At 72.3% G+C, this 12,558-nt stretch carries 9 protein-coding genes, 1 pseudogene and 1 riboswitch; of the genes and pseudogenes, 8 read left to right on the top strand and 2 right to left on the bottom strand.

Annotation, left to right across the window (positions count from 1 at the left end; all coding sequences use genetic code 11):
- Positions 1-427, bottom strand: a pseudogene (locus tag BZL64_RS29095) (hypothetical protein); the annotation flags it as partial.
- An 85-nt stretch (positions 428-512) separates the two neighbouring features.
- Positions 513-1,211, bottom strand: coding sequence for a class II aldolase/adducin family protein (locus BZL64_RS29090; protein ID WP_086772142.1), 699 nt, complete (start codon positions 1,209-1,211; stop codon positions 513-515).
- A gap of 221 nt (positions 1,212-1,432) precedes the next feature.
- Between BZL64_RS29090 and BZL64_RS29085 the strand changes: the two genes are divergently transcribed.
- The 8 genes from BZL64_RS29085 to BZL64_RS29050 all read left to right on the top strand — a co-directional run.
- A complete protein-coding gene (locus BZL64_RS29085; RefSeq protein WP_086772141.1) occupies positions 1,433-2,671 on the top strand; it encodes an inorganic phosphate transporter in 1,239 nt (412 codons plus the stop codon).
- Positions 2,672-2,704: 33 nt separating this feature from the next.
- On the top strand, positions 2,705-2,926 hold the full coding sequence (locus tag BZL64_RS29080) for a hypothetical protein (RefSeq protein WP_086772140.1): 222 nt from the start codon (positions 2,705-2,707) through the stop codon (positions 2,924-2,926).
- A gap of 131 nt (positions 2,927-3,057) precedes the next feature.
- Positions 3,058-3,198, top strand: a riboswitch (cobalamin riboswitch).
- A gap of 101 nt (positions 3,199-3,299) precedes the next feature.
- Positions 3,300-4,256, top strand: a complete 957-nt coding sequence (locus tag BZL64_RS29075; protein ID WP_086772139.1) for a cobalamin biosynthesis protein — start codon at positions 3,300-3,302, stop codon at positions 4,254-4,256.
- Positions 4,253-5,761: a cobyric acid synthase gene (locus BZL64_RS29070; protein ID WP_086772138.1), complete on the top strand. Its 1,509-nt coding sequence runs from the start codon at positions 4,253-4,255 to the stop codon at positions 5,759-5,761. The genes BZL64_RS29075 and BZL64_RS29070 overlap by 4 nt, the downstream gene beginning before the upstream one ends.
- Positions 5,758-9,414 (top strand): cobaltochelatase subunit CobN, encoded by a 3,657-nt coding sequence (gene cobN, locus BZL64_RS29065; RefSeq protein WP_086772137.1) that lies wholly within the window; start codon positions 5,758-5,760, stop codon positions 9,412-9,414. Before BZL64_RS29070 ends, cobN begins: the two co-directional genes overlap by 4 nt.
- Entirely contained in the window at positions 9,411-11,423 is a 2,013-nt protein-coding gene (locus BZL64_RS29060; RefSeq protein WP_086772136.1) for a putative cobaltochelatase, read from the top strand. Before cobN ends, BZL64_RS29060 begins: the two co-directional genes overlap by 4 nt.
- A complete protein-coding gene (gene cobO, locus BZL64_RS29055) occupies positions 11,423-12,022 on the top strand; it encodes a cob(I)yrinic acid a,c-diamide adenosyltransferase (RefSeq protein WP_086772135.1) in 600 nt (199 codons plus the stop codon). The genes BZL64_RS29060 and cobO overlap by 1 nt, the downstream gene beginning before the upstream one ends.
- A partial coding sequence (locus BZL64_RS29050; protein ID WP_158101570.1) for a nucleotide-binding protein occupies positions 12,016-12,558 on the top strand: 543 nt, incomplete at its 3' end. The genes cobO and BZL64_RS29050, both read left to right, overlap by 7 nt.

Here is a 12,558-nt window from a genome sequence, read left to right as displayed (position 1 = left end):
CCAGCTCGCCGGGCACGTCGACGTCGGCGTGTTCGAGGCCGAGCGCGGTGTCCGGGTTGCCGACGTACAGGTTCGGCGTCAGCCATACCGCGTCGCCCGCGCTCAGGGTGCCGTGGGTGAGGCGCTCCAGGCGGCGTACGACCGTGTCGGCGGTGTGCGGGGCGGTGGCCAGGACGGGGCCGACGACCGCGTGGGAGCCGTCGCCCGCGAGGCCGTAGGTGCCGGGGCGCAGGGCGGCCAGGTGGCGGGTGAGGGTCACCTGGTCGGGGGCTGTGCCGTGCACGGTGAGCCGGGGTTCGGTGGGCAGGGGGCGGCCGGGTGACGCCCTGAGCGCCGCGTCGCTGGCGAGGCGGCCTGCGGCCACGCTCGCCGCGCCCGCGGCGAGGGCCGCGGCTGCGGTGACTGCGGTTGCGGTGACGGTGCGCACCCGTCCAGTGTCCTGGCCGATCCACTTTGCGGCCAGTGGTGGGGGTTCGGGACGTGATGGGCGGGCTTAGGGTGCGTGGACGACGTCACCTCGCGTCTCGTTGGCCGTAGCCGCTCAGTTTCTCGCCCGCCTCTCTGACCTGTTCCTCGGTCAGCAGGTTCGGCGTCCGGCCGGGGACCGACGCCGCGGTCAGCCACAGGTGGCACATCCACTCCAGCTGGGCCGTGCGGTCGTAGGCCTGGTCGAGGGTGGCGCCGTAGGTGAGGGTGCCGTGGTTCTGGAGGAGGCAGGCGGTGCGGCCGGTGAGGGCGTCGAGGAGGTTGCGGGCGAGTTCCTCGGTGCCGTAGGTCGCGTAGGGGGCGACGCGGACGGGGCCGCCGAGGGCGCCCGTCATGTAGTGGACGGGCGGGAGTTCGGTGAGCAGGGTGGAGACGGCGGTGGCGTGCACGGCGTGGGTGTGGACGACGGCGCGGGCGTCGGTGGTGCGGTGGACGGCGAGGTGCATGGGCAGTTCGCTGGTCGGGGTGAGGGTGCCGAGGACCTGTCGGCCGTCGAGGTCGACGCCGGTGATGTCGGCGGGGGCGAGCCGGTCGTAGGGGACGCCCGAGGGGGTGACCAGGACGAGGTCACCGACGCGGACCGAGACGTTGCCCGAGGTGCCGACGACGAGCCGGTCGGCGACGGTGCGGCGTGCCGTGGTCACGAGCTGTTCCCAGGCCCGTGCGATCTCCCCTTTCCGCAGGTCACAGGTGTTGTCGTCGAGGTCGCGCGGCTGGTCGGTCATACCGTGATCCTGCCAGGTGACGAACGTCTCATTCAGGGCCCCCGGGACCCTGCCGGGAGCCACCCCCGGGACCCCGGCCCGTGCGGCGCCTGGGACCGCGTGCCGGAGTGGAACGAGTCCCGCCGATTGCGGACACCGTGAAGCCCCGCCCAGTTCACCTTCCGTTCACTCAGGTTCCCTACGTTCATCCAGCCAATGACCTCGAACGATTGCCTGGGTAAATGGAAAGCTTCTCGCTGATCCTCGCGATTGTGGTAGTAACCGCACTTGCGTTCGATTTCACGAACGGTTTCCACGACACCGCCAACGCGATGGCCACCACCATCTCGACCGGTGCGCTCAAGCCCAAGGTCGCGGTGGCCATGTCCGCCGTACTGAACCTTGTAGGCGCCTTCCTCTCCGTGGAGGTCGCGAACACGATCTCCAAGGGTCTCGTCGACGAGACCGGCATCCGTCCCGAGGTCATCTTCGCCGCGCTGGTCGGCGCGATCCTCTGGAATCTGGTGACCTGGCTGGTCGGCCTCCCGTCCAGCTCCTCGCACGCCCTGATGGGCGGCCTGATCGGCGCCACCATCGCCTCCGCCGGCGTCGGCGCGGTCCATGGTGACGTGCTGGTCACCAAGGTCCTGATCCCGGCCATCGCCGCACCGATCGTGGCGGGCCTCGCCGCGATGCTCGCGACCCGGCTGTCCTACACGCTGGGCAAGAAGGCCGACGGCAAGGCCGCCGCGAAGGGCTACCGCACCGGCCAGATCGCCTCCGCGGGCCTGGTCTCGCTGGCCCACGGCACCAACGACGCGCAGAAGACGATGGGCATCATCACCCTCGCCCTGGTCGCCGGCGGCGCCGTCGCTCCCGACTCCGACCCGCCGATGTGGGTCATCCTGTCCGCGGGTCTGGCCATCGCGCTGGGCACCTACCTCGGCGGCTGGCGCATCATCCGCACCATGGGCAAGGGCCTGACCGACCTCCAGCCGCAGCAGGGCTTCGCCGCCCAGACCAGCGCGGCGACCGTCATCCTGGCCTCCTCCCACCTCGGCTTCTCCCTCTCCACCACGCACTCGGTCTCCGGATCGGTGATGGGCGCGGGCCTGGGCCGCAAGGGCGGAGTCGTCCGCTGGTCGACCGCCACCCGGATGTTCGTCGCCTGGGGCCTGACGCTGCCCGCCGCGGCCCTGGTCGCCGCGATCGCCGAGTACGTGACCGGCTTCGGCAGCTGGGGCACCGCGCTCGTCGCGGTGTTCCTCATCGCCTCCAGCGCCGCGATCTGGAAGATCTCGCGCCGCGAGGTCATCGACCACACCAACGTCGTCGACGTGCCCGAGGAGCCGGCCGGCGTGGTGACCACCGCGATCGCCGCCGTGACCCCGCCCCCCACGGGCACCATCACCGAGGACCTGACGGCCACCATCGCGGCCCCCGTGGCGGAGCCGGCCCCGCCGGCCACCACCAGCGTCTGAGTCCCGCCCGACCGGTACGAAGGAAGAAGCAGCATGAAGATCGACTGGGCGTCTCTCGGCTCCGTCTTCGGTGTCAGCCTCGTCATCACCGTGGCCCTCGTGGCCCTGTTCACCCTCGGCATCATGGGCCTCTCCCGCCGCGAGCGGGCCGCGGCCCAGGGCGACTCGGCCACCCTGGCGGTCACCGGCGCGTACGCCTGCTTCGCGGCCTGCGCCGCGGCGGTGGCGTACGGGATCTCGCTGATCGTCGCCTGACGGACGGCGCACACGCGCGTGGGGCGCGGGACGGATCACCGTCCCGCGCCCCACGCGTGCGTGACGGGCGTGACCGGAGGTATGTGGGGTTCTGCACACTGTCCCGCCGCAGGTCAACAGCGAGTTGACGGCCGTTCCGGGCACGTGGTGGACTGCCGGAGCCATGTACGGCGACAGAAGAGGAAGCCGGTGTGATTCCGGCGCGGTCCCGCCACTGTCACCGGGGTAGACACTCCCCGGGAGCCAGGAACTCTCGTCGCCGGTCTCGTCGAACCAGGGCGTGGACACCCTGAGTGAGGACATATCGCCATGCTCGGCTGCCGTTCGAGGTTCCGCACCAGGTCGTTGACCGACCCGTCGGCCGGCTGAGCCGGTGGGTGCCGATCGCCGCTACGCGTACGGTGCCGCCGCCGGCCTCCTGGGGGACCTGCTTCTCGGCGATCCGCGCCGGGGGCATCCGGTCGCCGTGTTCGGGCGGGCCGCGGGTGCCGTGGAACGGGTGTTGTGGCGGGACCACCGGGGGTGGGGCGCGCTGCATGCCCTCGTGTGCGCGGGTGGTGCGGTTGCGCTCGGCTCCGTCGCCTCTCGTGCCGTACGGACGTCCCCTGCCGCCTCCGTCGCGCTGACCGGTGCCGCCACCTGGGCCGTCGTGGGCGGGACTTCGCTCGTCCGGGAGGCGCGTGGCATCGGGCGTGCGCTGGAGGCGGGGGACGTCGAGGCCGCCCGGATGCGGCTGCCGCATCTGTGTGGGCGGGATCCTCAGGCTCTTGATGCCGGTGGGATCGCTCGGGCGGTGGTCGAATCCGTCGCTGAGAACACGTCCGACGCCGTCGTGGGGGCGTTGGTGTGGGGGGCCATCGGCGGTGTGCCGGGGCTGCTCGGGTTCCGGGCCGTCAACACCCTGGACGCCATGGTCGGCCACCGGTCGCCCCGCTATCGGCGGTACGGGTGGGCCTCGGCCCGGCTCGACGACCTCGCCGGGTGGCCGGGAGCACGACTCACCGCCGTCCTCGCGGCGCTGGCGGGTCCGGATCCGCGGGGTGCCGTGCGCGCCTGGCGGGCGGACGCGGCGAAGCACCCGAGTCCCAACGCCGGGCCCGTGGAGGCGTCGTTCGCGGGGGCGCTCGGGGTCAGGCTGGGCGGGACGTTGTCGTACGGAGGGCGGGTCGAGCAGCGGCCTGTGCTGAACACCGAAGGGCGTGACGTCACCACACGCGACGTCGAACGGGCCGTACGACTCTCGCGGCGGGTCGGCCTGCTCGCGCTCGGTGTCAGTGTCGCCGCGCGACTCGTAGCAACGCGACTCGTAGCAAAGGGGCGTACGTCATGAGCGGGGGTCTCCTCGTGGCCGGCACCACCTCCGACGCGGGCAAGAGCGTCGTCACGGCCGGGATCTGCCGGTGGCTGGTGCGCCAGGGGGTCAAGGTCGCGCCCTTCAAGGCGCAGAACATGTCCCTCAACTCGTTCGTGACCCGCGAGGGCGCCGAGATCGGGCGGGCGCAGGCCATGCAGGCACAGGCCTGCCGGGTCGAACCGACCGCGCTGATGAACCCGGTGCTGCTCAAGCCCGGCGGTGAACAGAGCAGCCAGGTGGTGCTGCTGGGGAAGCCGGTCGGTGAGATGAGCGCGCGGGGCTATCACGGCGGGCGGCAGCAGAAACTCCTGGGAACCGTTCTCGACTGTCTCGCCGAGTTGCGGGGCACGTATGACGCGGTGATCTGTGAGGGGGCGGGCAGTCCCGCCGAGATCAATCTGCGGCGGACCGACATCGTGAACATGGGCATCGCGCGGGGGGCGCGGCTGCCCGTGCTGGTGGTCGGGGACATCGACCGGGGCGGCGTCTTCGCCTCGTTCTTCGGGACCGTCGCGCTGCTCTCGCCGCAGGACCAGGAGCTGGTCGCCGGGTTCCTGGTGAACAAGTTCCGCGGTGACGTCTCGCTGCTGGAGCCGGGCCTGGACATGCTGCACGGGCTGACCGGGCGGCGGACGTACGGCGTGCTGCCGTTCCGGCACGGGCTGGGGATCGACGAGGAGGACGGACTGCGCGTCTCGCTGCGCGGCACCGTCCGGGAGTCGAACGTCTCCCCGCCCGTCGGGGAGGACGTGCTGCGGGTCGCCGTGTGCGCGGTGCCGCTCATGTCCAACTTCACCGACGTGGACGCGCTGGCCGCCGAACCGGGCGTCGTCGTGCGGTTCGTGGACCGGCCGGAGGAACTGGCCGACGCCGATCTCGTCGTCCTGCCGGGGACCCGGGGGACGGTCCGGGCCCTGGAGTGGCTGCACGAGCGCGGGCTGGCGGAAGCCGTCCGGCGCAGAGCCGCCGAAGGCCGGCCGGTCCTCGGCATCTGCGGCGGCTTCCAGATCCTCGGGGAGCACATCGACGACGAGGTCGAGAGCCGGCGCGGTCATGTCGACGGGCTCGGCGTCCTGCCCGTCCGGGTGCGGTTCGCCCGCGAGAAGACCCTCACCCGGCCCGTCGGCCGGGCCCTCGGCGAGCATGTCGAGGGGTACGAGATCCATCACGGGGTCGCCGATATCAGTGGAGGAACCCCCTTCCTCGACGGCTGCCGGGTCGGCCAGACCTGGGGCACCCACTGGCACGGCTCACTGGAGTCGGACGGTTTCCGCCGGGCGTTCCTGCGGGAGGTGGCGACCGCCGCGGGCCGCCGTTTCGTGCCGGCCGCCGACACCTCGTTCGCCGCGCTGCGCGAGGAGCAGCTCGACCGGCTCGGCGACCTCATCGAACAGCACGCGGACACGGACGCGCTGTGGCGGCTCATCGAGTCGGGCGCGCCGCAAGGACTGCCTTTCATTCCACCGGGAGCGCCCGCATGAGCACAGTGTTGTTGTTGTCGACCGCCGACACCGATCTGCTGGCGGCCCGTGCCGCCACCGGTGCCACCTACCGGATCGGCAATCCGACCCGCGTCGATGTCGCGGAGGAGCTTCCTGGCCTGATCGCGGGCTCGGACGTCGCCGTCGTACGGCTGCTCGGCGGGAAGCGGGCCTGGGAGGACGGGCTCGCCGCGCTGAGGGCGTCGGGCATCCCGACCGTGCTGCTCGGCGGGGAGGCCGTGCCCGACGCGGAGTTGATGGCCGAGTCGTCCGTGCCCGCGGGCGTGGTGGCGGAGGCGCTCAGGTATCTCGTCGAGGGCGGGCCCGCCAACCTCACCGAGCTGGCCCGGTTCCTCTCCGACACCGTGCTGCTGACGGGCGAGGGGTTCGAGGAGCCGCACACGATGCCCGGGTACGGCGTCCACGGGGACCGGGTGTTCCAGGACGGCCGTCCGACCGTCGGGGTGCTCTTCTACCGCGCCCATGAACTGAGCGGCAACACCGCCTTCGTGGACACGCTGTGCGACGCGATCGAGGCCACCGGGTCCAACGCCCTCCCGGTGTACTGCGGTTCGCTGCGCGACGCCGACCCCGGCCTGTACGAGATCCTCGGCGCGGCGGACACCCTGGTCGCCACGGTCCTCGCCGCGGGCGGCACCCACGCCTCGCATGCCTCGGCCGGCGGCGACGAGGAGGCCTGGGACATCGGCGCCCTCGCCGACCTCGACGTGCCCGTCCTGCAAGGACTCTGCCTGACCTCGTCGAAGGCCGCCTGGGACGCCTCCGACGCCGCCCTGTCCCCCATGGACGCGGCGATGCAGGTCGCGATCCCGGAGTTCGACGGGCGGCTGATCACGGTCCCGTTCTCCTTCAAGGAGCAGGGACCGGACGACGTTCCGGTGTACGTCGCCGACCCCGAGCGGGCCGCGCGGGTCGCCGGGATCGCCGTACGGCACGCCCGGCTGAAGCACAAGGCGAACGCCGACAAAAAGCTCGCGCTGGTCTTCACCGCCTACCCGACCAAGCACTCGCGGGTCGGCAACGCGGTCGGCCTCGACACGCCCGCCTCGGCCGTCCGGGTCCTGGACGCCCTCAAGGCGGCCGGTTACGCGCTCACCGAATACCCCGACAACGGCGACGAGTTGATCCACCGGCTGATCAACGCCGGTGGCCACGACGTCGAATGGCTCACCGAGGAGCAGCTCGCCGCCGCGCCGGCGCGGGTGCCGCTGGCCGACTACCGGACCTGGTTCGACCAGCTCGACCCCGACCTCCGGCAGGGCATGCTGGACGCGTGGGGCGAGCCGCCGGGCAGCCTCTACGTCGACGGCGACGACATCGTGCTGGCGTCCCTGCAGTTCGGGAACGTCGTCGTGATGATCCAGCCGCCGCGCGGCTTCGGCGAGAACCCCATCGCGATCTACCACGACCCCGACATGCCGCCCTCGCACCACTACATGGCGGCCTACCGGTGGCTGGAGAACAGTTTCGGCGCCGACGCCATCGTCCACATGGGCAAGCACGGCACGATGGAGTGGCTGCCGGGCAAGGGGCTGGGGCTGAGCGGAGGCTGTGCGCCGGACGCCGTACTCGGTGAACTCCCGCTGATCTACCCGTTCATCGTCAACGACCCCGGTGAGGGCACGCAGGCCAAGCGGCGCGGGCACGCCACCGTCGTCGACCACCTGGTGCCGCCGATGGCGCGCGCCGACACCTACGGCGACCTGGCCAAGCTGGAGCAGCTCCTCGACGAGTACGCGCTCGTCTCCGACCTGGACCCGACGAAGACGCCGGCCGTGCGGGCGCAGATCTGGACGCTGGTGAAGGCGGCCGAGCTGCACCACGACCTGCATGTCGACGACCAGCCCGACGACGCGGCGTTCGACGAGTTCGTCATGCACATCGACGGCTATCTGTGTGAGATCAAGGACGTGCAGATCCGCGACGGCCTCCACATCCTCGGCGGCGGACCCGTCGGCGAACCCCGCGTGAACCTGGTGCTGGCCGTGCTGCGGGCCTCGCAGGTGTGGGGAGGGCAGGCGAACGCGCTGCCCGGTCTGCGGGCCTGCCTCGCGGAGCACTTCGGGCTCGTCGAGAAAGAGCTGCTCGCCGAGCCGGGGGCGCCGGTCAAGGTCCCGGTGGAGCTGACGGACCTCGTGGACGGACCGGCCCGCTCGGCCGCCGACGCGATCGACCTGCTGGAGCAGTTGTGCCGGCGGATCGCGGAGGGCATGGAGGCACGGGAATGGGCGGCCGGCGAGAGCCGGGCGCTCGTCGGTGAGGTACTGGGCACCGAACTCCCCGACGCCGTCTCGGTGGTGGAGTTCGCCTGCACGGAGGTCGTGCCCCGGCTGGAGAAGACCACCGACGAGATCGGGCACATCCTCAAGGCCCTCAACGGCGGTTACGTCCCGGCCGGTCCCTCCGGTTCGCCGACGCGCGGACTCGTCAACGTCCTGCCGACCGGACGCAACTTCTACTCCGTCGACCCCAAGGCCATTCCTTCCCGGCTGAGCTGGGAGGTCGGGCAGGCCCTCGCCGACTCACTCGTGCAGCGCTACCTCCAGGACACCGGCGCGTACCCGAAGTCGGTCGGCCTCACGGTGTGGGGCACGTCCGCCATGCGCACCCAGGGCGACGACATCGCCGAGATCCTCGCGCTGCTGGGCTGCCGTCCAGTGTGGGACGACGCGTCGAGGCGGGTGACCGGCTTCGAGATCGTGCCGGCCGCCGAGCTGGGCCGGCCCCGCATCGATGTGACGGTCCGCATCTCCGGGTTCTTCCGGGACGCCTTCCCGCATGTCGTCGCCCTGATCGACGACGCGGTGCGGGCGGTGGCCGAACTGGACGAGCCCGCCGACGTGAACTACATCAAGGCGCACGCCGACGAGGACACCGCCGAGCACGGCGACCGGCGCCGGGCCACGGCCCGTGTCTTCGGCTCCAAGCCGGGGGCTTACGGGGCTGGATTGCTGCCGTTGATCGATGCGCGGAACTGGCGGTCTGATGCCGACCTCGCCGAGGTGTACGCCGTCTGGGGCGGGTACGCCTACGGGCGCGGGCTCGACGGCCGGGCGGCGCGGGGGGACATGGAGACGGCGTTCCGGCGGATCGCGGTCGCCGCGAAGAACGTCGACACGCGCGAGCACGACCTCGTCGACGCCGACGACTACTTCCAGTACCACGGCGGCATGGTCGCCATGGTGCGGCACCTGACGGGGGCGAGTCCGGAGGCGTACGTCGGCGACTCGGCCACTCCGGACCAGGTGAAGACCCGCACGCTCGGTGAGGAGACGCACCGCGTGTTCCGCGCGCGAGTGGTCAACCCGCGCTGGATGGCGGCGATGCGGCGGCACGGCTACAAGGGTGCCTTCGAGATGGCGGCGACCGTCGACTACCTCTTCGGGTACGACGCGACGGCCGGGGTCGTGGACGACTGGATGTACGAGAAGTTGTCGGCCGAGTACGTCTTCGACCCGGAGAACCGGGACTTCATGAAGACGTCCAACCCGTGGGCCCTGCGCGGCATCACCGAGCGGCTCCTGGAGGCCGCCGAGCGCGGTCTGTGGGCCGAGCCGGACGCGGACACGATCGAGCGGCTCCGGGCCACCTACCTGGAGCTTGAAGGCGACTTGGAGGGCGACGACAAGTGAGTACCCCCTTTCCGTTCACGGCCGTCGTCGGCCAGGACGACCTGCGGTTGGCTCTGCTCCTGAACGCCGTCTCCCCGGCGGTCGGCGGGGTGCTGGTGCGCGGCGAGAAGGGCACCGCCAAGTCGACGGCCGTGCGCGCCCTCTCGGTGCTGCTGCCGGCGGTTCCCGTCGTTTCCGGATGCCGTTTCTCCTGCGATCCCGCCCGCCCCGACGCCGGGTGTCCCGACGGGCCGCACGAGCCGGGGGCGGGGGTCGAACGGCCCGCCCGGATGGTCGAGTTGCCCGTCGGTGCCTCCGAGGACCGGCTCGTGGGCGCCCTCGACATCGAACGGGCGCTGTCGGAGGGCGTGAAATCCTTCGAGCCCGGCCTGCTCGCCGACGCTCACCGCGGGATCCTGTACGTCGACGAGGTCAACCTCCTCCACGACCATCTGGTCGACCTGCTGCTGGACGCGGCGGCCATGGGCGCGTCGTACGTCGAACGCGAGGGCGTCTCCGTACGGCACGCGTCGAAGTTCCTGCTCGTCGGGACCATGAACCCGGAAGAGGGCGAGCTGCGGCCGCAGTTGCTCGACCGGTTCGGCCTGACCGTCGAGGTCGCCGCCTCGCGGGAGCCCGACCAGCGCGTGGAGGTCGTACGGCGGCGGCTGGCCTACGACGACGATCCGGCCGGTTTCGCCGGGCGGTGGGCGGACGAGGAGGCCTCCGTACGGGCGCGGATCGTGGCGGCGCGCACGTTGCTGCCGTCGGTGCTGCTGGGCGACGGGGCGTTGCGGCAGATCGCGGCGACCTGTGCCGCGTTCGAGGTGGACGGCATGCGAGCCGACATCGTGATGGCGCGGACGGCGACGGCGCTGGCGGCCTGGGCCGGGCGGACCGAGGTGCTCGCGGAGGATGTGCGGCAGGCCGCGCTGCTCGCGCTGCCGCACCGGCGCCGGCGTAATCCCTTCGACGCGCCGGGACTTGACGAGGACAAGCTCGACCAGACGCTGGAGGAGAACTCCGGGGACGGCGACGAGGACCCTGACCCGGACGGGCCCGGCGGCGGTGACGGGGGCGGTGGCGGTGGCGGGCAGCCGCCGTCGGAGGGGCCCGAGGGCGGTGACACGGGAGCGCGTCCCGAGTCCGGGGACAGCGGTGAGCCGCAGACCTCGGCGGGCGGCGCCGGTGAGCGGCAGCCCGCGCCTGCCGCCGAGCCCTTCCGGACGAAGGTGCTGAGCGTGCCCGGCCTCGGCGAGGGTGCCGCCGGGCGGCGCTCGCGGGCGCGGACCGAGCACGGGCGGACCACCGGGGCCCGGCGGCCCCGCGGGACGCTGACCAAGCTGCACCTGGCGGCGACCGTGCAGGCGGCGGCGCCGCACCAGCGGGCGCGCGGGCGCTCCGGGCGTGGTCTCGTCGTGCGCCGGGACGATCTGCGGCAGGCGACGAGGGAGGGGCGCGAGGGGAACCTCGTGCTGTTCGTCGTCGACGCGTCGGGGTCCATGGCGGCCCGGCAGCGGATGGGTGCGGTGAAGGGTGCCGTGCTCTCGCTGCTGCTCGACGCCTACCAGCGGCGGGACAAGGTGGGGCTGGTGACGTTCCGCGGCTCGGCCGCCGAGGTGGCGCTGCCGCCGACCTCGTCCGTGGACGCGGCGGCCGTACGGCTGGAGTCGCTGCCGACCGGGGGGCGTACGCCGCTCGCGGCCGGGCTGCTCAGGGCGCACGAGGTGCTGCGGGTGGAGCGGCTGCGGGACCCCGCCCGGCGAGCGCTGGTCGTCGTGGTGACGGACGGGCGGGCGACCGGCGGGCCCGAACCCGTCGCCCTCGCCGGGCGGGCGGCCCGGCTGTTCGCGGCCGACGGGGTCGCCTCCGTCGTCGTGGACTGCGAGTCGGGGCCCGTACGGCTGGGACTCGCCGGGCAGCTGGCGGGCGAGCTGGGCGGCACCGCCGTCACGCTCGACGAGCTGCGGGCGGACTCGATCGCCGGGCTGGTCAGGGACGTGCAGGGGACTTCGAGGAGGGCCGCGTAATGCCGCAGGGGCAGCCGAGTGTCGTACCGGACGACGGACTGACGACGCGTCAGCGGCGGAACCGGCCGTTGGTGATCGTGCACACAGGGGTGGGCAAGGGGAAGTCGACCGCGGCGTTCGGGCTCGCCCTGCGGGCCTGGAACCAGGGGTGGCCCATCGGGGTGTTCCAGTTCGTCAAGTCGGCGAAGTGGAAGGTCGGCGAGGAGCGGGCGCTGCGGGTGCTCGGGGACTCCGGGGAGGGCGGGTCCGTCGCCTGGCACAAGATGGGCGAGGGCTGGTCCTGGGTCCAGCGGGACTCCCAGATGGACAACGAGGAGAAGGCCCGCGAAGGCTGGGAGCAGGTCAAGCGGGACCTCGCCGCGCAGACGTACCAGCTGTATGTGCTGGACGAGTTCGCCTACCCCATGCACTGGGGGTGGATCGACACCGACGAGGTGGTGTCCGTGCTGCGGGAGCGGCCGGGGAACCAGCACGTCGTGATCACCGGGCGCAACGCGCCCGAGAAGCTGGTGGGGTTCGCGGACCTGGTGACCGACATGTCCAAGGTCAAGCACCCCATGGACGTGGGGCAGAAGGGGCAGAGGGGCATCGAGTGGTGACGTCCTCCGTCCCACGGCTGGTCATCGCCGCTCCCTCCTCGGGCAGCGGCAAGACCACCGTCGCCACGGGGCTGATGGCCGCGCTCGCCGCGCGGGGGCTCGCCGTGTCCCCGCACAAGGTCGGGCCGGACTACATCGACCCCGGGTACCACGCGCTCGCCACCGGGCGGGTGGGGCGCAACCTCGACGCGTACCTGTGCGGTCCCGAGCTGCTCGCTCCGCTGTTCCTGCACGGGGCGCGGGGCTGCGACATCGCCGTCGTCGAGGGCGTGATGGGGCTGTACGACGGGGCGGCGGGGCAGGGTGAACTGGCGTCGACGGCGCAGGTGGCGAAGGTGCTGCGGGCTCCGGTCGTGCTGGTCGTGGACGCGTCGTCGCAGTCGCGGTCGGTGGCGGCGCTTGTGCACGGGTTCGTGTCCTTCGACCCCGAGGTGCGGATCGGGGGCGTGATCCTGAACAAGGTCGCCTCGGACCGGCACCCCCACCGACTCCAACGCCTCCCGCAGCAGGGCCTCGTGCCGGTCCGAGGCGACCTT

Source organism: Streptomyces bobili (assembly GCF_002154575.1).
GTDB classification, from domain to species: Bacteria; Actinomycetota; Actinomycetes; order Streptomycetales; family Streptomycetaceae; genus Streptomyces; species Streptomyces bobili.
The sequence above is the reverse complement of the archived record's forward strand: the minus strand, read 5'-3'. Positions and strand labels throughout refer to the sequence as shown.